Origin of the sequence: Xanthocytophaga flava (assembly GCF_030068545.1) — a bacterium.
GTDB classification, from domain to species: Bacteria; Bacteroidota; Bacteroidia; order Cytophagales; family 172606-1; genus Xanthocytophaga; species Xanthocytophaga flava.
Genome location: NZ_JASJOR010000002.1, coordinates 23926 through 49277, shown reverse-complemented (window position 1 = coordinate 49277; position 25352 = coordinate 23926). Strand labels below are relative to the sequence as shown.

The following is a 25352-nucleotide window of genomic DNA, read 5'->3' as shown; positions in this document are numbered from 1 at the left end:
AATAGGGCTATTTGAGCAATATTCTAGTAATCATAGGAAAATTTTGATTGAACTTGATAATGAAATGGGTATATGTTCTTCACTTTTTAGTTGGATAGAAATAGTAAATTGCCTTACTTCTCAACCCGAAACCAGTCGACATCCGCAAAGCCGGAGTCGTTGGTTTGGGTTGGACGAGTGCAAAAGAAACCGATTTTAGCTCCTATCCACCGGCCTGGTTTGGCGGTGAAGGCTGATCCTATATCTGTAAAGTCTGTTCCGTTGGTACTGTAGCTAAACTGACAAATGGCTCCTTGTGCTACCTTTACCCGAAACCAGACTTTCTTGGTATTAATAAGTAAACCACTTGTTTCTTTCTCTGCATTGCCCTTATCTGCTTGTGTACAAGTACTGTGTGATAGATATATCCCTTTATCTGTTTTGCTTAGAGATAGATAGGAATAGTTCATTCCCATGACCATCAAACCAACTTTTTCGCCTTGCAGTTTTTCAGAAGGTGAGAAGGTGAGTTGGGTCGTAGCAGTAAAGGTTGGAGCCGGAAATTTCTGTAGTACTAGATTAGGTACATCCCAGTAGTTTTTAAAACTTTCAGGCAGTTGGTATGAAAATAACCGCAGATACCCTTCACTGCTATTTGGAAAAGCCCAAGTAGCTTGAGGATTGGCATGCCATTGCCACTGTAATCCTAATGGATGTGTAGTAAATTCGTCTGTGTCTGGAGGAGTGATTCGAGGATATGTTTTGCCTACGTTAGGCTTTTTGTAGGTAAGTACAGGTTCTCCCTTGCCATCACCGTCCTTGTCAACGCCCATTACTGGCCAGTCGTTTACCCACTTGACAGGTTGCAGATGAACTACACGGCCATATGCTTCCAGATCCTGAAAATGAAAGAACCAGGATTCACCAGATGTCAACTCAACCCATGCTCCCTGATGAGGTCCATTGACAGATGTACTTCCCTGGTCCAATACTATCTTTTCTTCATAGGGTCCATAGATGTTTTTGGATCGTAATATCATTTGCCATCCGGTAGCTACGCCACCTGCCGGAGCCATAATGTAGTAATATCCATTGCGTTTGTAGAATTTGGGACCTTCTAGTGTAGGATGTTTGTTATGTCCATCAAATACAAGCACTCCCTCATCAAGCATTTTGGTTGCTTCTACGTCCATTTTATTGACTACCAATACACTCTTTATACCCGCACGACTTCCTGCAAAAGCGTGTACCAGATAGGCTTTGCCATCTTCGTCCCATAGAGGGCAGGGATCTATAAGACCTTTACCTGATTTAATCAAGACCGGAGTTTCCCAGGGACCTGTAGCAGATTTGGCTTTGATGCGATAGATGCCAAAATCCGGATCGGGATAAAAAATATAAAACTCTCCTTTATGGTAGCGTATGGAAGGAGCCCAGACACCATTGCCATGCTGAGGTTTCGCAAAATGGTCATAAGGCGGCTGGCGGTCTAGTGCATAAGCAACCAAAGACCAGTTGACCAGATCACGTGAATGAAGAATGGGTAGACCTGGAATACAATTAAAGGAAGAGGCTGTCATATAAAAATCATCACCTACCCGGCAAACATCCGGATCTGAGTAGTCTGCATAGAGTATCGGGTTTTTGTAAGTGCCATCCCCATTGTCTGCTACCCATACCTTTGATAGCGCATTCGGAGTAGTAGGTATCGGAGAGGTAGTTTTTGGAGTAGTCTTTTGTGCCTGAGCGAGGGTAGATGAACTCTGGAAAAGAAAAAAAGCCAAGAACAGAAGAGAGAAAAAGAATGGGAAGAATAAGTATTTGTATTGCATGGATATAAAGTTGATTGTATATATAAGATAGCAGGCTTTATCTGTTATGTGGGTTATAAATGAAATAGCCTTCGGCACTGAGACCGAAGGCTGATAGTAATGTATTACAGAATGGATACAACTTCTACTGATATCCTTCATTCTGAAAAAACTCACTTTTATTGGTTACAGCATCCAGCTGTACCTGAGGGATAGGACGTACCAGATGATAATCCTGAATGTTGTTTTTGGCATCCGGATTATACAGTCTTACCCGCTCTAGTAACTTGCCTGTACGTTTCAGATCGAACCAGCGTAACTGCTCGCCTACAAACTCGCGGGCTCTTTCATCAAGTATTGCATCAATGGTGAGATCATCGGCTGTAATCAACATATCACTTTCTTTCCCTGGTAGTGCGGCACGTTTCCGGACTGCATTGAAGTAGGTAGTTCCTTCATCAAGATTGCCAAGATTCATTTCTGCTTCTGCCACAATCAGATACATTTCTGCCAGACGCAATACAAAAGCATCTCTCTTACCTTGTTGCTGAGAAATGGTGAGTCGGGTAGGGTCCAGAAACTTTTTCAGTGACATATACCGGTCCCGTACTTTGATAGTACCGTCTGTGTTATAGGTTTTACTACGATCCAGTACAGTATATTTCTTTGCTATTCTTGCTTCTTTGGGAATAACATACTTGGTAGCGTAGATAGCAGTGTCACCAGATTTGAAGGTCACTTCTTTTTCGTCTTGTTTCGTATCTCCATTATTAACTTTATAGGTTCCAGGCTTGTTACTGGCCCATACACTCTGAAAGGTAGTAACAAAACGGGAATCTTTGGTTTCATCAAATAAATCCAGCAGATAGGTAGTAGGCATAATACGGGCAAATGGTCGTCCATAATCAATACTGCGTTGCATACCAGGAAGCTGGTCATAAGTCATCAGAAACATCATATGCGAGTTGTTACCTCCATCCCGTATAGTAAGAGAAGAGGAATTATCTCCAATTGTCTCATCAATCTCGCGGTTCAGAATCAGATCTGTTGTAAAGTTGACAACAAAGATTGCCTCTGTGTTTTTGATGTTATTAATATTCCAGAGCTCAGAAAATGAAGGCACTAGTTTATAATTGTAATCACTGATTACTTTTTTTGCCAGACGAGATGCTTCACTATAATTTTTGCGAGTCAGGTGCATACGTGCCAGAAATGCTTCCGCTGCGGGTTTAGTTACCCGTCCATAATCAGATGTTGCAGCCGGTAGATTTTCAGTGGCAATCCGCAGATCTTCAAAAATCTGTTCATAAAATTTTTCAACAGGTGTACGATTGGCAGTCAGTATCAGCCCATTTGTTTCTTCTGTTGTAAAATGCACGCCTCCCCAGGTTTCTACAATATGCCACAGATAAAATGCCCGCAGGAAACGCGCTTCCCCTTCACGGGTTTTTTTCAGTTCCTCAGACAGAGGTGAGGCACCAATTCTTCCAATGGCTGTATTACATGCATTCAAGGCTGCATAAAAACGCTCCCAGTAAAACGCCAGGGGAGCATTGGCCCCTCTGAGTTCCGAGTTATATTCTGCAACAGGAGGGTTTTCCAGTCCGTTGCCACGGGTCATAACATCGGTTCCTGTTTCGGTGAGTGCCAGACCATTTTCCTTGCCATACCAAAAACGCATAGGGGTATAGCAGGTATTGATCAAACTTTCCATTCCAGCCTGAGTGGCATAGTACCTATCAGCTGTCAGGCCACTGTAATTGGTTTCTTCCAGAAAATCATTACAGGAAAAAAGGCTAAAAGCCAAAGCCCATACAACTATTTTATTTAAAGATCGGGTGTGCATATTGATGTCAGTTTAATACACGATAAATCACAAGCAATAATTGTTACCCGGCATGCACCGGGATCTGATTCATACTCATTTTAAAAATCAGCGTTGATACCAAATACTATCAGTCGGGTCATTGGGAAGTCCAGGGCTCCTCCACGTTCCGGATCATAAGGTGCCATCTTGCTGAATGTAAAATAGTTTTTGGCGCTGGCATACACTCGTAACCGTGACAAAGAAAGTTTGCTTCGGATCGCATCCGGAAATGTATAAGCCAATGTGATATCCCGTATTTTAGTAAAAGATCCGTTGACATATTTTAGTGTACTATAATAACGGGCAGCAGTACGATTGGTACGGCTATCAGGACGAGGATAGGCATTGGTAGGATTTTCCGGTGTCCAGTAATCTACTACAGTTCCATTTTCCAGGCCGTCAATCTTATAAGAGTTCGCTGCCTCACTGGAGATCATCTGTCCGATTCGGGAATAGACAAACACAGTTAACTCAAAACCTTTGTAGCTAAAGCGGTTATTAATTCCAAGTGTCCATTTAGGTCGTTGAGTACCCAATATAATTCTATCTTCAGGAGTGATGGTACCATTGTTGTCCAGATCTCTTACTTTGATTTGTCCAGGTATCTGTCCGTATTTGGTCGCCTCATCTTCTTCATTTAGTTGCCAGATACCAATTTTCTCATAGTCATACCATACCTGTGTAGGTGATCCTACAAACCAACTATTCGCCAGATCCCGGTTACCTAGACTTAGCTGACGTATTTCTTCTTTGTTGGAGGTGAAGTTGAAATCTGTATTCCACCGGAAACCTCCCTTACTGTCCAGTGCAACGAGACTCAATATAGCTTCTATACCCCGGTTTCTGGTTTTTCCAATATTATCCCAGGTAGTACGGTATCCTGTAGAGGTTGGAATGTTTCGTTGTAAAAGTAAATCCCTTGTATCCTGCTGATAAATATCGACCGAACCTGTAATACGGTTATTCATAAGGCCAAAATCTATTCCGAAGTTGGTAGTAGCTGTTTTCTCCCAGGAAAGTTGAGGTGCTGCCAATATCATGGGAAAATAGCCATAGGCTGGTACTTCCGAGTTGCCCTGATCAAAGGCATACGTCGATTTACCCAAACCACCAGTTGTCTGGTAAGGTTGCACAGCACTGGTTCCTGAAATACCATAGCTGGCACGTACTTTCAGGTCTGATACCAGATCTACGGGACGAAGGAAGCCTTCTTCTTTTAGTTTCCAGGCTACAGCAGCAGAAGGGAAATATCCCCATTTATGTCCTTTGGCTAATACAGATGACCCGTCAGCCCGAAGAGTGGCATTGAACAAATATTTGTCTGCAAGCTTATAACTGAAACGAGCAAAGTAGGATGCCAGTTGCGATTCCAGAATTTTGCTTTGAATCTGAATCGCGTTCTGTGATGCACCCAGGTTGTGATAGGAGAAAGTAGGAGAGGATAAGTTCCTTCCTTCTGCACTATACGTTTCTTCTCTGGATTTAATCGTACTGGTTCCTGCTACAACATTAAATGAGTGAATACCTACAGCCTGATCAAATGTTAGGAAGTTTTCCCAGGTTATGCCCTGATACGGATTTTCACTGGCTCTGGCAATAGATTGTCCGTTTGGTCCTGCGTCAATGGTGTTGGTAGCTGCAAAGTAGCCTGTTCTGGAATCAACTGTATTAACCCCCAACCGTGTCTGAAAGCTTAGTCCTTTGACGATCTCCCAGTTTAAATTGAGTGTAGAAAACATCCTTTTTTCAATGGTATTGTTCACAAATGCCCCTGGTTGTTCATCTACCAGCGGATTCAGTGTAGAAGCATCACCTACTGGAAAAGTAAGGAAATTACCTTCATCATCATAGGGTCGTCCCAATGGACTCATCTTATTGGCCTGATTGAGGGGGTTGTTGCGTGCATTCCGATCCTTATAGGTATAAAGCAGGTTGATGCCTACTTTCAGGTTTTTATGTATGGAATGTTCCAGGGTAAACCGTCCATTGTATCGTTGCAGATCATCGTTGCGCAAGAGACCTTTCTCTTTGAAATATTCCAGAGATGCATAAAAGGTGGTTTTGTCGCTTCCTCCGGATAGACCAATCTGATAGTTCTGCTGACTTCCTGAACCCAGTATTTCTTTAGCCCAGTCTGTCCAGATACCATTGTTATAGTTTTCCAGTTGGGTTGCATTAAAGATTTTGCTGTCATCTTCTGGGCTGTTCCATTCACCGGCTGTGCGTCGCGCTTCTCTGCGTAACTGTACCCACTGTGGACCATCCATAATATCGGCATACCCAGTCATATTTTGCACGCCATAATACGAGTTGAATGACACCTTTGTACTACCTGATGCACCCTTTTTGGTCGTAATCAGAATTACTCCATTGGCACCCCGTGTTCCATAAATGGCTGTAGAGGAAGCGTCTTTTAGTACTTCAATAGAGGCGATATCGTTTGGATTGATATCGACAGTAGAACTATACTGAATACCATCTACCAGAATAAGAGGCTGGTTGCTGGCACTCAATGAACGGTTACCCCGAATAGTGAAGTTTAGTCCGGCTCCTGGTTGTCCACTGGTACGTGTCAGATCCAGACCTGCTACTTTTCCCTGAAGAGATTCCAGTGCGTTGGTTACCGGAATAGCTGTGAGTTCTTTCTCCCGAACAGAGGCTACAGAACCTGTCAGATCAGATTTTTTCACAGTACCATATCCAATTACTACTACTTCGCTGAGAGCTTTAACATCTGCCTGTAAAACCACATCCACAACAGTCTTATTACCAACAGGCACTTCTATACTCATATATCCAATAAATGAGAAGACCAACACCTGATCTGATTTATCGGAAGGGATCGATAAGGAATATTTCCCTTCATGATTGGTCGTGGTGCCTGTAATGGTTCCTTTCAACACAACGGATACACCAGGAAGGGCGACTCCCTCATTATCTTTGACACTACCTGTAATAGTTGTCGCCAGACTTTCTGCTATTTCAGATGCCGGGGAATAAAAAGATTGATCTTTTGACCGGGGTGCAACAGGTACAATCAGATAGAGGTTGGAGTCCAGTTTCTGGTAGTTGAGATTTAGTGGGGTAAGTACAGATGTAAGTTCATCGTCCAGTGATCTGTATTTACGGTGTTCTTTCTTTACCGATTTGTGCTCGATGGTCATACGGTCGTATGAAAACGAAATTTTGTATTTCGTTTCTAAACCTGTTAGTACTGTTTTTAAACTTTGAATCTGAAGATTATTAGGTTGTTCTTTTATTGATATTCCAGAATAGGCAGAGGCTATTTCCTGAGCAATAACTGGTGAATAACTGCTAACAATTGGCAAAAGCATGACCAGCAGTTTCAATTTAGGTAGAAACTTTCTCATAAAGATAAAAAGTAGTTGAGGTGTGAGTAGTTACATAGTATTATTCAATTCACGATTCAGAGGGTATCTTTCACGGGTTCAAGAACGAGCCGATTCCTTTCTTTTATTACCTGTAGCTTATAGGCACGGGTAATTGCCTCTAACAATAAGGCAGGTTTATTGATTGGAAACGTTCCGGTAAATTCTTTTTTTAATAACAAACTATCTGTTGTCTGAACTTCCAGATTGTAGAGTTCTTCTAGCTGACTGATAATTTCGGGTAAAGGTGTATTTTGAAAAATGAGTTTGTTGTTTGTAAAGCCTTTGTATATCTCTGGATTTACCATGCGCTTTTCCAGCTTCTTTGTTTCTTTTTTCAATGATATCTGTTCTCCCGGTTGCATAACAACTGCCTCCGACTTTCCGGCTATCCGACGATGTAATCGTATCTTTCCTGTATTTAGTATAACCCGACTTTGTGTAGCACGACTCAATACAGTAAATGTGGTTCCAAGCACTTCTACAGTCATAGAATCAGGTGTATGTACCAGAAACCGTTGGTTGTTGGACTGATGTTTAACAGAAAAATACGCTTCCCCGTCCATCCACACCTCGCGAGGTTTATTTGCATCCCAGGTTGCGTCCAGTCGGATTGATGAATGGGCATTAAGCACCACTGTAGATCCATCTGGAAGAACTACATTTTTTACCTGTCCGTATCCTGACTTATACGTGAGCATTGGCAATGGTCGCATCCAGGTATATACCAGTGCAATTCCGAGTAATACACCTGTAACAATTGCTGCTCTGGAAACCCAGAAGCTCAAGGATCGTCTCCGTTCGATGTGGTAAACATGTACATCTTCTGTTGATTCCTGCTGAATCAAATACTGCATTTTGCTCCATTCTTCATCCACTTCTTCTAATGTTAAATCATCCGGAAAATGCAGCGACAACACCAGTTCCCGTGCCTGATTGACCAGCGTGATTCGGTCGGGGTGTCCCTGCATCCACATTTCCCAGTATTGATCCAGCATGGGAGTCGGATACCTGACCCATTGCTGAAACGAACTTTGCAAGGCTAATTCTTCTAGTGTAGGTGATTCAGATTGGTGTTCCACCGTCTTTAAAAGTTATTGTGTAGATATGTATATCAATAAGGCTTTTCGTTTGTTGAAAAAGTCTAACAGAATGGTGTTAAAGTGCAAGGTTTTGTGTTATGTTATTAAAGAGAGAGCTGATTGAACTTTGTAGTGTTCTTTTCTGAAATTTTTTTTAGCAGTTATAAATAACTCCTCCAGAAGCTCTTTTATGGGTGTTTTTGATAGGAGGAAACTTACATGGGTAAGTCTTAATCATAGACCTTATAAAAATACTTCACTTTAAACAGGTACTTTGCATAGACATCGTATTCTGCTTAGATAACTAATACATCTGTTATTTTCTGTAGAAGTATAAGCAGGAATTGCCCCGATGCAATAATGAAGACATTCCTATTCTACCCTATGAGAGCTTTTTATACAGTTATACTGGTTTTTATATCTGCCTTAACCTATGCTCAGAAGGCAAATGAACTTACAGCCCAGCAAATTATTGATCGTTCCATCCAGTTTTGTGGAGGAGAAAAAAGGATTGCTGCTTTGAAAACCAGCAATATGACTTATATACTTTTACAACCAGATAGTTCTACAGCTATTATTAATGAAAAACGTACTTGTGGTTCTAAGTATGTTCAAAGTATTCTCTCTCATACTAACCAACCACAAACTACTTTTTATGATGGTAAAGAGATAGCGCAAGTAAATGGAGAAAAAGTTATTCATGTTGCTATGTCGAACACCGTTGAAGAAATGAAGCTGAAGACATATCATCATCTGCCTGTTGGTTACAAAATGCTACAATATAAACTGAACAGGCTTCCAGATAAAAAATTTGATAGCTTTGATTGTTATGTGGTGCAAGCTACAAACAGTAATGGCTATACAACCATAAACTTCTTTGATAAAACTAATTTTAGATTGTTAATGGTAGCTTATCCTAATGGAAATAAATCTCTGTTTATTGATTATGTATTTAAAGACGAGATTCTTTTTAACTCCTATATAATTAATACAATTGAGGCTACTGCTGAGAAACAAATCTTCCAGTTACGCAATCTAAAGTTAAATATACCTATAGCTGATCAGTGGTTTCATTGTCCCTATGCAAGTAGTGTTGAGATTCCCCCTTTTATAAAAACGGGTACTTTTGTATCTGTGGATGGAGACAAAACTAACTTCACACGAACTAATACTGTAATGGAGTATACAGACGAACAGGGAAAAGTAATAAAAAGGCGGTATTTACAATGGGTTACCAAAGATGTGTTTGGACTGATAGATGAAGAAGCACTAAAAGCCAATACTGCTACACCTGAATCACTCATTAGAGTAAGAGTAGTTTCATGGGATGAGACAGGTTATGTATGTCAATGGATAATGGGAGAATATACAGATACACAGTCATATATAATTGTTAAATGATGAGCCCACTAAGTAGCTCTCCAAAACCATTACTAAACTACTGGGATTATTACAGGATTTCTCTCATTTTTTTGAGTTTATTCTTTCTGCTGGGTTGTTTGGGGAAGACCTCGTGCTTTGATCAAAATCAACAGCTTGCAAAACTAGGAACTCCCAAAAAGCTGGAATATTATGAATGCTTATCGGGAAACGCATTTTCTTTTGCTGATACTGCTACCTTTCATATTACCAGTAAGGATGAACTGAATGCTATTATTATTGAAATCTGTAATGCAGACAAACCTGGTTTTTGGAAAGGTGCTGGTTGGGACAGACTAAAATTATATTATGCAGATACAGTTGTGACTATCCTTACAAACAAAGAAAGGATAGGTCTGTCTGCCAGTGGAAAGTTTTACGCTCTTGAAAAGGATAATTTTATTACTAAACGGTTCAGGTAGAGATAGTAATAAGGTAATAAGAATAAAGTTTAAAGACCCAAAAAGGCTGGAAGCGAAAATGCCAGTACCAGCATCATATGCAATGGAAATGTGGCTGATCGTAATTTCTCACGCAATGTTTTGAGTGCTTTGTGTACCAGATCCCGAACGGTTTGGTATTGCAGTTTCATAATTTCTGTAATCTGCTGATAACTGAGTTCCTGATAAAAACGCAGGTAAAGTGCTTCTTTCTGACGCTGGGGAAGTTTGTCCATTTCCTGTTGTAAACGTGTTTGCTGAGCTACTTCAGTTTGAGTAAGTATCAGTTCAGCTTCATAGGATTCCTGCTGCAGGACATTTGTGTGTGTAAAGGTATTTCGTTTGCGTTGCTGATTAATTTTATAAATCAGTTTGCGTCGAAAGGATGTTAATAGGTAGAGTTTCACTGAATACACCTGTCCCAGCTTTTGACGATCCCGCCAAATTTCAAAAAAGAGTTCCTGTAACGTATCTTTTAAAAGTTCCTTTTCCGGGAATAATGTATACCCATAGTTATACAATGGCCGATAGTATTTATAATACAATCTGGAAAAAGCCTGCTGATCTCCATCCTTAAACGCTGTCCATAAAAGAGCCTCTTCTGTCAATGTATTTGTCTGACCATCTGTTTTCTTAAAATCCGCATTTACGTTTACTTCGCTTTTGCCAAACATGATCTGTAAAAGGTATTTTTTGAGTTGGGTACTTCATAATTTTTCAGGGGTAAAACGTTCAATACAAGTTCTATGAAAAGGGTATTCTTTGTAGATTTCAAAGGCAGCTAGGTCGTCTGTTAATGACCCACACAAACAAGTTTGCACTGTCGGTTTGTGTTATTTTGCTTTGAAATTTTAAATTTAGTATGCAATAAGTCCAAAAATAAACATTCTATTGATAAAACTCTGCTTTCAGAGATTATTTTTTCCAGCGTACTGGGAGGCTAGTGGAATATAGTGGATAGTGTTTTATTTCGTTTGCCGAAACATCCTGTGAAGTTTACTCAGAAGTACGTCCTGTGCTATCTTGTTTTTATTATTGAGTAAAAGATTTTTCTTTGTGCTTTCTCGTTCTTCATGTGTTTCATCAAAGCAACCTTCTTTTATGTTCAAACGTCAAATCTGCCTGATGTTCTGTCTGTGCATTTATCTTTACGCTCATTCTCAACAGACAAAAACAAAAGGCTATAGTGCCTATCTATTCACCTATTTTACAGGGAGCGATGAAGCTATCAGGTATGCCGTAAGTAGCGATGGATATCATTTTAAAGCACTGAATGGAGGCAATCCTGTACTTAGTTCTGCAAAAATCAGTGGCAGTGGAGGGGTTCGTGATCCACATATTTTGCGGGGAGTAGATGGAAAGACGTTTTATATGGTGGCAACAGATATGAATACCGTCAAGAATGGCTGGAGTCCTAATCAGGGAATCGTGCTTATGCGCTCTAAAGATCTGATCAATTGGGAGTCACATCCTGTTGATGTTGCAAAGATATACACTGACTATGCTGCCGCTGACCGAATATGGGCTCCACAGACAATCTTTGACCCTGCAACCGGAAAATACATGGTCTATTGGTCTATGAGGTTAGGAAAAGAAGATCGGGATAAGATTTATTATGCTTATGCTAACAAAGATTTTTCAGCGCTGGAAACTAAACCGGCTGTACTGTTTAATCCTCCCGGCAATACAGTGTGTATAGATGCAGATATTATCGCCAAAGATGGAAAATATCATTTGTTTTTTAAACATGCAGGTAGTGCAACTCCTGGAATTAAAAAAGCAGTGTCAAATAAGTTAACAGGCGGATATGTTTTTCAGGATAAACAGCTGGAACAAACCAAAGATGAAGTAGAAGGGTCTGGTATTTTTAAGCTGAACGATTCTCCCGATTACATTCTGATGTATGATGTGTACCGGAATGGCCGCTATGAGTTTGCTCGTAGTTCAGATCTGGAAAAGTTTACAACTATCAATGCAGACATACAGATGGACTTTCATCCCCGTCATGGAACGGTAATGCCCATAACAGCCACAGAGGCTACCTCTTTGACTACCCGATTCCTGACTCCTGAGCAGGTGATTCTTTCTGCAGAAAGCAAAGACATTAAAAAAATCAATACAGTATTGGATAGTACTACACATAGTGTAACATGGCAGGTAAAACCTGGAACAGACTTGACGAAGTTTAAGCCAACGTTTCCCGAGATACCCGGTGTAATTATCACTCCAAAAGGAAATACATCCTTCGCAAAAGGTACAGTTAGTTATGTTGTAAGGATTTCCGGACAACAACCTATTACTTTTACAACAAAGGCTTTGGAAACACATAATCCGGTCTTGGATGGATTGTATGCAGACCCGGATATTATTTATGCAGAAAAGACAGGCAAATACTATCTCTATCCTACCAGTGATGGTTTTACCAACTGGTCTGGTAATTACTTTAACGTTTTTTCTTCAAGTGATCTGGTAAACTGGAAAGACGAAGGAACAATTTTGCAACTGGGAAAAGATGTCACATGGGCAAATACAAAAGCCTGGGCCCCTGCCATTGTAGAAAAAAAGATAAATGGACACTATCAGTACTTTTACTATTTCTGTGCTAATGGTCAGATTGGGGTTGCTGTTGCAAATAATCCAACAGGACCGTTTAAGGATTTAGGTAAGCCGTTACTGGATAAGTTACCTGAAGGTGCTACCCATGGACAACAGATCGATCCGGATGTATTTATGGATCCGGTTAGTGGCAAAAGTTACCTGTATTGGGGTAACAGCTATATGGCTGCTGCTGAACTAGCCGAAGATATGGTGTCGCTGGTACCTGGCACTACTAAAATCCTAACTCCTACGAAGACTTACAATGAAGGCACATTTGTCTTTTACCGCAAAGGAAAATATTACTTTACCTGGTCAGAAAAAGATACCCGTGATCCTGATTATCAGGTACGGTATGCGGTAGCGGATAATCCTATGGGACCTCTTACTATTCCTCAGAATAACCTTGTTATAATAAAAGATGCTACAGTGGGTATTTATGCAACCGGGCATCATTCTGTAATTCAGATTCCGGGAAAAGATGAATGGTATATAGTCTACCATCGCTTTAACTATCCGAAAGGAATTGGTATGGGACGATCTGCCGGCTATAATCGTGAGGTATGCATTGACAAACTTGAGTTTAAGGAAGACGGTAGTATTATGCAAACCAAACCAACCCATGCAGGGATCGCACCTGTGACTAAATAGATATCCGAAGTATGCAGATAATTAATAAACTACCTGCATACTTTCTCTATCTTTTACATCATAATAAATAATAAGAACTACCATGGATACAATACGACTTGAAAATACTGATCCGGATGATATAATGGATATACTTTGTTGTTTGGAAAAATCGTTTGGGATCAGGTTTGGAGAAAATGATTTTATGCATGTTGATACGTTTGGAGATTTGTGTGATGTCATTGAAAAAAGCATCTTATTTGAAGACAGAAATGATTGTACTACACAACAGGCCTTCTACAAAGTCCACAATGCTCTCAGGCAAACTATTCCTGATTGTGTTACTGTTATTAGTCCTGATACACAGCTGCATGATCTATTTTCCAGATACAATAGACACCGAATGATCAGACGTTTTGAGAAAAACCTGGGAGTTAAAGTAGGAGTTCTGAGCATGCAAGGCTGGTTGTCAATTATAATCATATCAGGGTTTCTAGCTTCGTTTGTATGTTTGTTTTTATATTTAAAGGTAGCTGTCATGGGATTTTTACTTTCTTATCTGGTAGCAAAACTGGCCAATAGAACAGCAAAAGAATTGAATGTAAAAACTGTGGGACAGCTAACTAAAAAACTTACCAGAGAACATTATTTGTTTGTAAGGCGATCAGCAGGAACTGTTAATCGAAATGAAATTTTTGCAGTCATTCAGGATGTATTCAGTGACTATCTTTCTCTGGATAAACAATACCTGACAAGAGATGTAAGTCTTGGATGGGGTTGAAAAGATATAGTGTCAAAGACTTACTACTAATACAAATATGACATATAAGCTTGAAAAATATATCTGGACAGATAAAGACTATGAACAAATGGGTTGGCATGATAGTACTTTGTACAAAATTCGTGTAACTCAGGATCTGGAATTGGATATTGATTATATTCTGAAATGGAATCCGCCTGATTTAGATGGATTATCATTCACCTTTTGGGTTGCTCCGGCAACATTGGTTTTTAAAAATATTACTATTCTATACTTGGAGTTAGATGTTGCATTATCTGATCATATTGAAATAGAAGATATTGAGAGAATAGAGACCTCTGATGGAATAGAATGGACAATTATGACTCGTCAGGGAGAGTTGACGTTTTTGAGTGTGGGATATGAGCAGTTCATTCGTCAGGAACCCTTTTTTGAGTTTGGACAGAGCATATCTTTTACTGCTAGAGGTGGTTTATCACTGGAAAGAACTACTAACCAGATTAATCCATGGCGTACCAGAAATGATGTCTTAGCTGCACGTCAGCAAGATATTGATTATTATGAACATGTAAAACGACGACATCTTAAGCGGACAGAGAAAGAACAATTGGAAATTGAAAGAGAAGCAAATACAATTGATCTCAAACAGTATCTCATAAAAAAGAGAGAACTGAATGTGATACTGGCTCAATATGATTTATACCTGAAAGATACCCGGTTTGAAAGGTGGTAGATTATTCTTTACTATCTCTAAGAGGAGAGGTGAGTCTTGAATGGCGATGAAAAAGAATGTATTCTAAAAAAAATCGTCTTCATCAATAAGGCCATCCAGGTACAGAGAACGCCAGGCTTCTGCTTCCTTTAATGCGGCATCAAGGCTTTCTGTGGAATAAAAAGTTTTTCCTGATCCTTTTATGCTATATTCCAGAACAGTTATATTGACAACATACAGAGTATCATCACCACCTTCATAATTAGTATAAATACGATAGCCAATGGTAACCTCTTTCATGAGATAAGGGTAGATGAGTTTAGTTGAAGGCAATATAGTAAAATGAATATTTTCAACTAATTAAAAGAATGCCTGAATACCATAGGAGATAAATCTGTTTTCTGCTTGAATAACTTGGTAAAAGATTGTGGGTGCTCGAAACCTAGTTGGTAAGCAACTTCTGCAATAGTCAGATTGCTGGTGCTGATCAGTTCCTTGGCAACCTCGATCAGTTTGTTATGAATATGTTGCTGTGTGCTTTGACCTGTATAGGTGCGTAACATATCGCTTAAATAATCCGATGAAAAGTTGAGTTGTTCAGATACAAACTGAACAGTTGGCAAACCGTTATGCAGGGCTTTGCCACTTTGGAAATAGTCTGAGAGTAACATGTCCAGCTTGTCAAGAAGGTTATTATGAGCTGTTTTGCGGGTAATAAACTGTCGGGTATAGAATCGATTGCTGTAGTCAAGCAATAGTTCTACATAAGAAGCTAGCAGTTCCTGACTAAAGGTATCAATAGCTGAATCTAACTCCATCTGGATCTGATGAAATAATCCTAGTATAATGTTCTTCTCTTTTTCAGACAGATGCAGTGCCTCTACTATGGAGTAAGAGAAAAATCCGTAGTCTTTTATCTTTTTGCCCAGACTGTGGTTACGTATCAGATCAGGATGCAGATAGATAGTTAATCCACATAGATTTTCTGTTGGACTGCCAACAGAGATTACCTGACCTGGAGATATAAAGAAAAGCCCTCCCTCATCAAAATCAAAATACGTTTGCCCGTACCGTATCTTTCGGTTTCCACCTTCAATAAAGGATATCTTGTAAAAGTTTAGTGCGATTTTAGTTCCAATCCTTTCTGCGTTGAATTGAATATCTTCCAGTCTCACTACACTCATTAATGGATGCAACGGTTTGGGAAGGCTCATATCGCGTTGAAACTCGGAAATGGAATTGTATATATAGGGTATATCTTCAGCTTTCATGATAAATAAAGGAATGAATGCTTTGGATAGAACATTCATTCCAGAATAAAGATTCTTACTAACTGCTTTTAGAAACTGGTAATAGATGGTATCAATATACTTCCTGACTATTTTGGGGTAGTATAGGAGATAGCACTGATGTTTTGTTATTAATGGTAGTACCACCCATTCCATTGTGATAAGCTGCCCGCATAAAGGGTATAGGGAAGTTCAGCACTGGCTCTGATACTTCATTCAGATAGGTAAGGTCATCAGGTGTTAGTGATACAGAAAGTGCTTCCAGGTTTTGTTGTAACTGTCCAATAGTTCTTGCTCCAATGAGGGTAGAAGATATACCCGGTTGTGCCATTACCCAGGCAAGAGCTACTGCTGCGATAGTGGTGTTCTGTTGATTTGCAATCTCTCGTAGCCGATCAATGATTGTATGTGTGCTTTCTGGAAGATCTAGTTTAGTATATCTTCCGGTTGATTGATCATTCTGATTTTCACGAGTATATTTCCCTGTCAGGATACCTTGTTTCAGTGGAGACCAGGGCATTACTCCCAAACCAAGTTCCTGTGCCATTGGGATGAGTTCGCCTTCGGACGTGCGCTCCAGTAGTGAATATTCTATTTGTAAACCAATAAACGATGCCCAACTCCGAAACTGGCTAATCATTTGCGCTTGTGCTACCTTCCATGCAGGAGTATCCGAAACAGCTATGTAACGAACTTTGCCGGACGTTACCAGATCCTGTAGAGCTGATAATGTTTCTTCAATAGGTGTAAACTCATCAAATGCATGCATCCAGTACAGGTCAATATAGTCAGTCTGAAGGCGTCTCAGAGACTGCTCCAGGGACTGGATGATATTTTTACGACTGGTACCACCAGCATTGGGATCACCCGGATAGAGATTTCCATAAAATTTGGTAGATAATACCAGACTATCTCTTCTGATACCTGTTTCTTTGATATAGTCACCGATGATCTTTTCTGAATGTCCTTTGGTATATAGATTGGCTGTGTCAATTGTATTACCCCCTTTGTCGAGATAGGCTTTTAGTATAGATTTTGATTCTTCTGGTAAAGCTCCCCAGCCCCATTCTTCACCAAATGTCATTGTGCCAAGTGTGAGAGAACTTACCCGTAATCCGGATTTTCCAAACGTACGATAATGTGTCAGTTCCATAATTTGTTTTGAATGGTTGTGAATACTGACACAAAGGTCCGGCATTGCAATGATAGCTACTTAGCCGGATACAGGAAATGCTTAGCCAAAAAAGGAAAAGGGTTGGAAATAAGTATGAATTTGTTTCAGACGTGCCCTAAATGGGTGATTATAGCTATTTAATTGGAGGTTCTAGACTTAGGCTTTACCATTACAATACCAATGGTAAGAAGAATCCCACCTAGCAAAAGTAAGAATAAACCTACAAACATTGCTGCCTGAACTATACATCCGTCTCCGGAACAAGGTTTTGTACCTTCATACATGAGTGGAATAAATAAGACAATACCTAACGTACCTACTAGAATGAGCAGATATCCAACTATTTTCTTTATCATACAAGTTTCTATAGTGTAGCGAATGAGTCTGTATATATATACTATAGCTGATGATTGTAACAGCATGATAGATTATTTTAGGGTTTCAGGTATATAGTGACTATACACTTTGACTTTCAAGGTTAAGCTTTGACATAGCCGTAACCCATGATAAGCAAAAGTACAAGTCCTATGATAGGGAGTATAATAGTACCCCCAAGGATTAATCCAATCATTGCTCTGGTTGCTCCACGATAGTATCCTTCTGATTTCCTAATTTGACGCAGGCCCCTAATTCCACTTGTAATAGCAATAAGAGCTGATACAACGGCTAATCCAAAAATAGCTACTCCACCGAAAGAGGTTAATAAAAGTAATATCTGGGTACTTATACCTGTCCAGAAGGATGTCTGTGCCATAGGATGTACAGGTGCTTTACGCGGTACATAGAGTTTTGTACTATCAACAGGCGAAGAAGTTGTTTTTGGAGATATAAGGATTGTTTTACTTGTATCTGGTTTGGCAATAATATTGGTTTGAGTAGAGTTGTTTACAGGATACTGGGATGAATGAGGAGTATTGGCTATCTGTGCAGCATTGATCGTTTGACTAGTATCTGGTGACGTCAGCGTTAATGTATCCGAAAAGGATTGTTTGGAAAGGGACGCTACACTTTTAAAAGACATACGATTAGAGTGACAGGCCTGAAGACAGATACAGCCTGCAATCATCAAGAAAATAAATCTCATATAGGTGTAAGCTAAGTTTTATGAATGCCTAATAACGCTATCTAAGGGGTAGGGGTTACTCAATCTACATAAAAAACAACACTGTTGCTTGCAAAATTTTTATATTTTATATGTGTTTTTTTGTATGCTTTGATAGTCAAAATGTTATGCAAGTGGTTGGTGATTGAAAAATTTAACCAGCCTGTGTACCTAATACTTATTAATTAATTGCTCAAACTCTTTTGGTAATAAAAATCCCTGAATATTAGACTGAAGAATACCATTATAAAAGATTAAGCAAGCAGGTGAGCCTGGAACTTTCTTTGGATCTAAAAAAGGAGCAAATAGTGGAATTTCTTTATCATCTGAATAACTCCTGAACCCAAATAAAATATGACTGTATTGTTTAGAATAGTTGACAATCATTCCACGTATAGTGTGATCAAGACCATACCATTGACACCATAACAATACAACAAAACACTCTTTAATTGCTGGCAAGTCATCAATGGTTTCACAATTTTTCAGATCAATACAATTTTTAGGATAAAAATTGGTGTCTAACATAAAATCATCCACAATATAGGTATCTCAAGTCTATTCATATACTAAGTAAAGACTTGTATCGTTTTCTTATAATTCAAACCAAACCTATAAAATTATGGAAACGATTCAAATGCACGAAGGTTCTCTTACAGAGAAAATTGATCTGGCTAGATTGGAACATAACCTGGCTGTAAAGATTATCACTGCATACATTGTACAATTTATAGCAATGGCTACTACTGTTGTTGCATTGGTGAAAATTCTATTTCGCAGGAAGTTATTAGTGTAGAATCTCGGGTAATGTTATTCCTCCAATTTGACTAATTGGGTAGGTATCTCGTTTTCTTTTAGTGCTTCATTAAGTGACCATGCATCACGAATGCTGCCTTGAAAAAGAGGAGCCTCTATTTGCTTTATGTGTTTCATCAGTTCTACCGGACTCAGTTCTAACAACATCCTGAGTTTTGCCATCTTTTGTGACTGACCTGTAAGCAATTCGGTAAGATAAATACACCATACACCTTTTCTTCCAGTTTTTTCTTCCCGAATCTCTTCTAACTGGACTTTCATGGGGCTATAATGCAGATTAGTTAATCGCCTTATTTGCTGGGTTTGTCTGTCAACAAATATAGGTGCTGTTCCTACAAGTCCTACTTCTTTACTCTCTTGCTCTCTATCTTCATTAGTTAATGATGCTTCAATTTGGCCAAGAGACAGACCATTATCTAACATCTGCTGTACTTTTTTCTCAAATGGCCGTAGTCCTAAAGCATGTTCTGTATTAAAAGAAAATACCCAGCCATACTCAAATTCAATAGGAGGTTCATAAACTGCCAAGTGATAACCTCGCTGTTCTGCGTCTTGATTCAGATACTTCAGTACAAGTTGTTTCGCTTCCTGATAATCTATAGTAATCATCTGATTTAGAGATTAGAGTTCCTGCTAATAACCTTTATCTGACATTTATCGAACAGGATTCTACTTTCTTTAAAAACAATCTGGCATTTCTTATTTGATGGATTTGGATCAACATATATCTCTAGTTCTTTCTTAAGAATATGAAAGAACGCATATTTCTCTAACTTATACTTCATTAATGATCCACCTGTAAATCCTTGATCCTGTATATATTCAATTTGATAATTATTGACCTCCCACTCTTGCTCTACAGTTTGTGAACCTTTAATAACATTGATCATTAACCCTCCTGCCAGAATAATAGTAATGAAGGCAGGTAAAAGACAGCCCGGAGGCTTTTCAGTAGTTAAATAAGTAATTATGGAATATACACAAGCAAATACTACGGTAAGGAAAAGTTCATCTAACCAATCAACAATATAATTATATCCAAAAACTTTTGGTGCAAATAATAGCAACGTAAATAATAAGATAACGATTTGCTTTTTTAAGGAAAGCAAATGGCCTAAAAATAATGCCAATGAAGGAAATGCAACAAAGATAAAAGAGTACTCACTCATTTCTGCTCTAATTAATAAAAAATACAATGAACCGGTTATTTAGATACCTAATCTGAATAAAAGTAACCAGCTTCTGCTTTAATTATTTGAGGCATGGTATGTTTGTCAGTCTCTCTTAAACTTTTGCCATAAAGTAGGAAAACGTACCGGGAGATCATCGTATTCCCACTGTTGTCCTATCCGTTTTGAACTGACAGGAAGCTCCATGTCTTCAACCTGATTTCTGGGATATTCCTCTTCAGGGGCTGAAGTGCCAAACCTCTTTTCAAAAGCTTCATCCGCTATATACATAAAACATTCTGCATCTATGTCTGAAGTGGGTTCCAGAACAGGAGCCAGAGTATCTGGATGATAAAGTGCAGTATCAACAATCTTTTGACCTTGTGCAATCAATGCATATAGAAAGTATAAATAACAATCATCAGAAATGCCAGGGCCATCTATGATTTCGTACAATGCACTGACATTGTAATGCTGACGAGCCTCTATTACTTTTATCTGAAGTATTCTCTCAAAATCAATAATGTCTTCCTTATTGAAATTAGATAGGGTATCTATCAGATGGCTAGCTTTTAGATCTGTGTGCTGAAATGGGATATTACCTGTGTATTGACAAGCTTCTTCCACTACCTGCCAGAATTCTGGTTCTGTCATTGCTTAAAAAATAAATCTGGATTAAACGCCTTCAAAGGCACTTAACCCAGAGTTTAATAGAATGGCTTATATCATATCTCCTCTTCTTCCACATTCACATAGAACCGGGTATCATCCACATCAAAATCTGTCGGTTCCATATCGGGTAAAGTCAGGGTTTTCCACTGAGTAGTAGGATAGATAAAACCAAACCTTTCCTTAGCTGTTGTTACACGAATTGGCATTCGGAAGTCTGCTACATCGGCAATCCATTTGTAAGAGAGAATCAATGCACTTCCCTTTATCTTGTATTTTACAGATAAAGCAGGAATAGAAGCATACCGAAGGTATTGATCGAAAAAATACGTGTAATCTGTATTAGTTTTGGTATTGATGTAGTGCACAATGTCATTGGTACAAACAGTCTTGTTTCGGAAATCTTTCTGAATACCCTGCAGGATTTCTGTCCAGCAGACATCATTATTGAGTACATTTTTGAAAGTGTACAACATCAGTGCTCCTTTTTCATACATATCACCAATATTGTAGTGGATGTGGTTTACATCATATACCCCAATGACAGGTTGTTTTTCAATGACTGATCCCGTTAAGCTTTCCATGTATTCTTGTTCCCCTTTTTTGCCAAACTTTTCCGCAAAAGGTAAGCTTTCTGAATAGGTAGCAAAGGCTTCGTGAATCCACATGTCGGCAAGGTCGCTACAACTAACCTGATTGCCCCACCATTCATGAGAAACTTCATGCCATACTATACTTAAGGGAGCAGTTGACATCTCCTCACTATCCCCCTCTGGCATTTTTCCAAACGAAACCGCACTCTGATGTTCCATGGCATGTAACGATTCCATTAGTTTGAATCCATCACGTGGGAAAGGATATTTGCCATATTGCTTTTCAAGAGTTGCTAACATAGGTTTGATACGATCAAAAATCACCTTTCCTTTTTCCAGATTATAAGGCATTACATAGAAGTCCAGTGTCAATGTATCAGACGTAATATACTGACCCTGCAGATGTGCATACTTTCCGATATTCAGTGTTACATTATAATTGTTAATAGGGTAGCTTACAAACCATTCGTAGCGGGTTTTGTGATTGGGAAGCTGAGTAGTCTTTCGGAGGTGTCCATTGGAAATATTCAGCAGGCCTTGGGGTACTGTAACTGCAATACTAACGCTATCTGGTTCATCGGATAAGTGATCTTTGTTTGGCCACCACAGACTAGCTCCTGATCCCTGACAGACTACCTGTACCCAGGGATCGCCATTGGCGTCCTTTGACCATAAGAATCCCCCATCCATAGAAATATCCCGATTGGGTTCTTTGGGATTTCCGGAATATTGAATCGTAATCTCCTGATTCGTATGCAGAGGCAGCATTTCCGGAAACTGAATAAATACAGCATTGTATGCTCGTGTATACGGCAACGTTTTTCCTTTGTATACAATCTGATGAATCTGCATGTTATCATATAAGTCCACCTGCATCTTCGTAAACGGCTGCTGTACACTGAACCGAATGAGGGTACTACCTGAGATAAATTTGCGTTCTATGTCTACATCTATATCCAGCTTGTAAAAGGTGACATCATAACAGGTACGCAAAGGTGTAAGTTTGCCTCGCAATGTATCTGCACGTGTAAAGCCATTTTCGCGGTTTGATGGCTTTGCCGGAGTAGCCTGACTCATTTTTTTTACAGGGATGGAATCAGTTTTTTGATCAAATGTTCCAAGCGTATCTTTGGAAGCAGGTTGAATGATATTGAATTGTCCCCAGAAATCACTTTTGTTTAGTTTCTGGCTAACAGAATCGGCAGATGTATAAATCTTTGTTTCAGGTGTAGCAGATCTGGCAATATCTGTTATTGTCAGAAGCAGATCTGTTTTCCAGACACTGTTTTCCAGATGACGGCTCTTGCTATTGACATCGGCCAGAAAATGGCGTCGTATATCTTTTATATACCACTTGCCTTGATACTGATCAAAATGGAGAACTTCTTTAAAACTTGATATTTTTAAACTCGCTTTCATAACCATGCGCCCAATACTCTTCCAGAAAAAGTTCCGATTGTTTTCCCTATCAATCCCTTGAGGAGACAATTCAAGATCCCATTGGGTAAAGGCCAGCGATTGTATATCTATATATAGTTTCCCTTGTATATAAGCTTTACTACTTTTCTTTTTCGGGTTAACTTCAATTACATACATCCTCCGTTCTCTATCGGAAACAATACCTTGAAGTGTAAATGTATAGTGTTTAAAATTTCGGCTATTTAGAAAAAAATTTTTGTAGCGTTTTATATCAGCTTGAAACACATTACTGGAAGTTAATGTGTTTCGAGCACCATTATTTAACTGTATCCAATAATAAAAACGGGGATCTTTGGTAAAAAGCGTAGTATCTGGTCTCCTTTTTCGTTCTTTTAAGGTTTTTATCTTTAAACCCTCCTCTTTTTCTTTACCGGGATGTTGTTTTACTTCCAATACAGATTCTGTATGAGTAATCTGACTAGTATCTAACTGGATCGTTTCTCTATAAAAAGCCAGAAGTTGAATAGCTGAGGTATCATAATTGGTTGGGATAGCTGCAATAGCCTCCTTTATGATTTCCAGACCTGTTTTGCTTTTGGCCTGTATATGAACTTCGGCCAGCTGAATGGGAGCTTCCTGTAATGTAATATGGTTCTTTTTTCCTTGTACATCTTTGACAGCTCTGGTTACAGACTCATAGCCAATCTGTGATATTTTCAGACTATCTCGACTATAGGACGCTGGTATCTTAAAAATAAAATTTCCTTCTGCATTAGTGACTGTACCAAGACTCTTACCAATAATGCCAATGTTAGCGTATGGGAGAGGCTGGTTGGTTTGTTGGGAAGTTACTCTGCCTGTAATAGTCAGAAAAGGTTCCTGAGACATTGCAGGACTGACTGCCGTAAAAAGCAGGATGATCCATAAAAAGAGTGTAAGCCGATAATTGGGTTGCATAGTATACATTGGGTTGTGTGTGCAGCAATACAACCAAAATGGCGACTCTAAATCTACTCAAATCCGGATTTGATAACTACTTTAAGACAGATTCCTGCGATTGTATGGATAAATATTCTCTGGGAGATATACCTGTACTATTTTTAAAGGCACGCTGAAAAGTTGCCTGAGAGTTAAAACCACAATCTAGTGCTATACCCACTATGGTGAGATGTGTATTGTCTTTTTCCAGCAGGCGTTTTTTTACTTCTTCAATCCGGTACTCATTTATAAACTCATTGAAACTTTTGTGGAGATAGTTGTTAAGGATATAGGAAATTGTTTTCTGCGGAATACCTGTATGAGTAGCCAGCATTTGCAGATGAAGAGTCGGTTCCAGATAGAGTTTCTCTTCTTCCATAACCTTTTTCAATGAAGCGATATAGTCAGTAATTTCTTCTGATGTAAAGGATGGAGTAGTAACTAACACAGGTTGTTGTGCAATTGTCTCTGGCTGTGATGGGGGTGCTTCTGTTTGTAGTCTGATATGTATATAACTTTTGAATCCAAGCCAGTACACCAGAATCGCCAATGGAATATAGATAGGATAATAACTCATATCATCCAGCAAGGTATTTCGGGTAGAAGGATTGATATAAGGAATAAGAAATAGTAACCAGATACCTTGAAATAGCAAAAAAGCATTCAAAAACTGGCCCAACCATTTTTGCTGACTATTGTCAGACTCTGCTTGTGACGGCAGCTTACGCATAAGATAGTGTCTGGCAACTAATACATATACTGTCAGTGATAGCCATCGGGGAATATCCATATACGTATTATAGGCATCAATAAAATCACCCCAGCCTTTGACTGTTTCTTCTTGTAGTTGTTGGGTTAGCAACCCTGCCAATGCTATCCATACGAGTAGTTTGGGAAATAAATCAATACTGGTAGGAAGAAAGTGAAGCCAACGTTTTTTATCTAATTGAAAATTTAAATTTGTGACAGATTGCACATAGAAATAGATCAAGGGACCTACTGGCATAATAAGAATGAGTGGTAGCAACTGTTGTATAACCTGAAGGGTGGCATACTCTTCTTCCATGCCGGATTCACTAATGTATAAGTTAGAACAAGCCAGCGCCAGCAGAAAAATAAGTGTAGCCAATAAGCGATTGGATACTTTATTGCTTCCTTTGCCCTTCCATACAAGGATGCTTAGAATAAATCCCTGAACGGCGCCCAGTAGAATAATGATGTTCCAAAAATCTGAGCCATTGATAAGTGACATACACGTTTGGTTTGTATGAGAGTGGTTGGGATACTATGTGTATTTATCAAAATTAAGAAAATATTTCTCTTCAAAAAGAAGTTTTATGTGAGCTGAGTTTTATAAAGCCAGATAGAGTAGTATACTGGTCTTTGTACTTCTCTTATCTCAAGGACTTTGTGGTGTGTTCATAATTATTTTTTAGCTTTCCACGATCTCACATTGTAA

22 protein-coding genes are annotated in these 25352 nt (G+C 39.1%); 6 read left to right on the top strand and 16 right to left on the bottom strand.

The window, feature by feature from the left end:
- Positions 1 to 113: 113 nt before the first annotated feature.
- The 4 genes from QNI15_RS02955 to QNI15_RS02940 form a co-directional block, all read right to left on the bottom strand.
- On the bottom strand, positions 114 to 1811 hold the full coding sequence (locus QNI15_RS02955; RefSeq protein WP_314004863.1) for a glycoside hydrolase family 43 protein: 1698 nt from the start codon (positions 1809 to 1811) through the stop codon (positions 114 to 116).
- 124 nt (positions 1812 to 1935) lie between these two features.
- Positions 1936 to 3636, bottom strand: coding sequence for a RagB/SusD family nutrient uptake outer membrane protein (locus QNI15_RS02950; RefSeq protein WP_314004865.1), 1701 nt, complete (start codon positions 3634 to 3636; stop codon positions 1936 to 1938).
- A gap of 80 nt (positions 3637 to 3716) precedes the next feature.
- Entirely contained in the window at positions 3717 to 7028 is a 3312-nt protein-coding gene (locus QNI15_RS02945) for a SusC/RagA family TonB-linked outer membrane protein (protein ID WP_314030431.1), read from the bottom strand.
- 56 nt (positions 7029 to 7084) lie between these two features.
- Positions 7085 to 8128: a FecR family protein gene (locus QNI15_RS02940; protein WP_314030430.1), complete on the bottom strand. Its 1044-nt coding sequence runs from the start codon at positions 8126 to 8128 to the stop codon at positions 7085 to 7087.
- Between the two features lie 384 nt (positions 8129 to 8512).
- Between QNI15_RS02940 and QNI15_RS02935 the strand changes: the two genes are divergently transcribed.
- Together QNI15_RS02935 and QNI15_RS02930 are read left to right on the top strand one after the other, a co-directional pair.
- Positions 8513 to 9529, top strand: a complete 1017-nt coding sequence (locus QNI15_RS02935) for a hypothetical protein (protein WP_314004871.1) — start codon at positions 8513 to 8515, stop codon at positions 9527 to 9529.
- Between the two features lie 71 nt (positions 9530 to 9600).
- Positions 9601 to 9969, top strand: coding sequence for a hypothetical protein (locus QNI15_RS02930; protein WP_314030427.1), 369 nt, complete (start codon positions 9601 to 9603; stop codon positions 9967 to 9969).
- Positions 9970 to 9998: 29 nt separating this feature from the next.
- On the opposite strand, the gene QNI15_RS02925 is transcribed toward QNI15_RS02930, so the two are convergent.
- The gene (locus QNI15_RS02925; protein WP_314004875.1) at positions 9999 to 10661 is read right to left on the bottom strand and encodes an RNA polymerase sigma factor; all 663 of its coding nucleotides are present in this window, start codon (positions 10659 to 10661) and stop codon (positions 9999 to 10001) included.
- Between the two features lie 427 nt (positions 10662 to 11088).
- On the opposite strand from QNI15_RS02925, the gene QNI15_RS02920 reads away from it, so the two are divergent.
- The 3 genes from QNI15_RS02920 to QNI15_RS02910 all read left to right on the top strand — a co-directional run bounded on the left by QNI15_RS02920 (position 11089) and on the right by QNI15_RS02910 (position 14705).
- On the top strand, positions 11089 to 13233 hold the full coding sequence (locus QNI15_RS02920; protein ID WP_314030425.1) for a family 43 glycosylhydrolase: 2145 nt from the start codon (positions 11089 to 11091) through the stop codon (positions 13231 to 13233).
- Positions 13234 to 13315: 82 nt separating this feature from the next.
- Complete coding sequence (locus tag QNI15_RS02915) at positions 13316 to 13993, top strand: hypothetical protein (protein WP_314004877.1); 678 nt, start codon at positions 13316 to 13318, stop codon at positions 13991 to 13993.
- 37 nt (positions 13994 to 14030) lie between these two features.
- Positions 14031 to 14705, top strand: a complete 675-nt coding sequence (locus QNI15_RS02910) for a hypothetical protein (RefSeq protein ID WP_314004878.1) — start codon at positions 14031 to 14033, stop codon at positions 14703 to 14705.
- Between the two features lie 63 nt (positions 14706 to 14768).
- Here QNI15_RS02910 and QNI15_RS02905 read toward each other — a convergent pair whose 3' ends face one another.
- From QNI15_RS02905 to QNI15_RS02880, 6 genes are all read right to left on the bottom strand, one after another.
- Complete coding sequence (locus tag QNI15_RS02905) at positions 14769 to 14984, bottom strand: hypothetical protein (protein ID WP_314004879.1); 216 nt, start codon at positions 14982 to 14984, stop codon at positions 14769 to 14771.
- Positions 14985 to 15040: 56 nt separating this feature from the next.
- Complete coding sequence (locus tag QNI15_RS02900; protein WP_314030423.1) at positions 15041 to 15994, bottom strand: helix-turn-helix domain-containing protein; 954 nt, start codon at positions 15992 to 15994, stop codon at positions 15041 to 15043.
- Positions 15995 to 16046: 52 nt separating this feature from the next.
- Positions 16047 to 17126, bottom strand: coding sequence for an aldo/keto reductase (locus QNI15_RS02895; protein WP_314030421.1), 1080 nt, complete (start codon positions 17124 to 17126; stop codon positions 16047 to 16049).
- Positions 17127 to 17284: 158 nt separating this feature from the next.
- A complete protein-coding gene (locus tag QNI15_RS02890; RefSeq protein WP_314004884.1) occupies positions 17285 to 17503 on the bottom strand; it encodes a hypothetical protein in 219 nt (72 codons plus the stop codon).
- Between the two features lie 122 nt (positions 17504 to 17625).
- Positions 17626 to 18231 carry a DUF4190 domain-containing protein gene (locus tag QNI15_RS02885; protein ID WP_314004885.1) on the bottom strand — a complete coding sequence of 202 codons (606 nt, stop codon included), beginning with the start codon at positions 18229 to 18231 and terminating at the stop codon, positions 17626 to 17628.
- Positions 18232 to 18420: 189 nt separating this feature from the next.
- Complete coding sequence (locus tag QNI15_RS02880; protein WP_314030419.1) at positions 18421 to 18777, bottom strand: hypothetical protein; 357 nt, start codon at positions 18775 to 18777, stop codon at positions 18421 to 18423.
- A 94-nt stretch (positions 18778 to 18871) separates the two neighbouring features.
- Between QNI15_RS02880 and QNI15_RS02875 the strand changes: the two genes are divergently transcribed.
- Entirely contained in the window at positions 18872 to 19045 is a 174-nt protein-coding gene (locus QNI15_RS02875) for a hypothetical protein (protein ID WP_314004889.1), read from the top strand.
- 14 nt (positions 19046 to 19059) lie between these two features.
- Here the strand turns inward: QNI15_RS02875 and QNI15_RS02870 are convergent, their stop codons facing one another.
- The 5 genes from QNI15_RS02870 to QNI15_RS02850 form a co-directional block, all read right to left on the bottom strand.
- The gene (locus tag QNI15_RS02870) at positions 19060 to 19674 is read right to left on the bottom strand and encodes a hypothetical protein (protein ID WP_314004891.1); all 615 of its coding nucleotides are present in this window, start codon (positions 19672 to 19674) and stop codon (positions 19060 to 19062) included.
- Positions 19675 to 19679: 5 nt separating this feature from the next.
- The gene (locus QNI15_RS02865) at positions 19680 to 20261 is read right to left on the bottom strand and encodes a hypothetical protein (protein ID WP_314004893.1); all 582 of its coding nucleotides are present in this window, start codon (positions 20259 to 20261) and stop codon (positions 19680 to 19682) included.
- A 78-nt stretch (positions 20262 to 20339) separates the two neighbouring features.
- Entirely contained in the window at positions 20340 to 20888 is a 549-nt protein-coding gene (locus tag QNI15_RS02860) for a DUF4240 domain-containing protein (RefSeq protein WP_314030417.1), read from the bottom strand.
- A 71-nt stretch (positions 20889 to 20959) separates the two neighbouring features.
- Complete coding sequence (locus QNI15_RS02855) at positions 20960 to 23872, bottom strand: carboxypeptidase-like regulatory domain-containing protein (protein WP_314030415.1); 2913 nt, start codon at positions 23870 to 23872, stop codon at positions 20960 to 20962.
- A 76-nt stretch (positions 23873 to 23948) separates the two neighbouring features.
- Positions 23949 to 25145 carry an AraC family transcriptional regulator gene (locus QNI15_RS02850; protein WP_314004898.1) on the bottom strand — a complete coding sequence of 399 codons (1197 nt, stop codon included), beginning with the start codon at positions 25143 to 25145 and terminating at the stop codon, positions 23949 to 23951.
- Positions 25146 to 25352 lie beyond the last annotated feature (207 nt).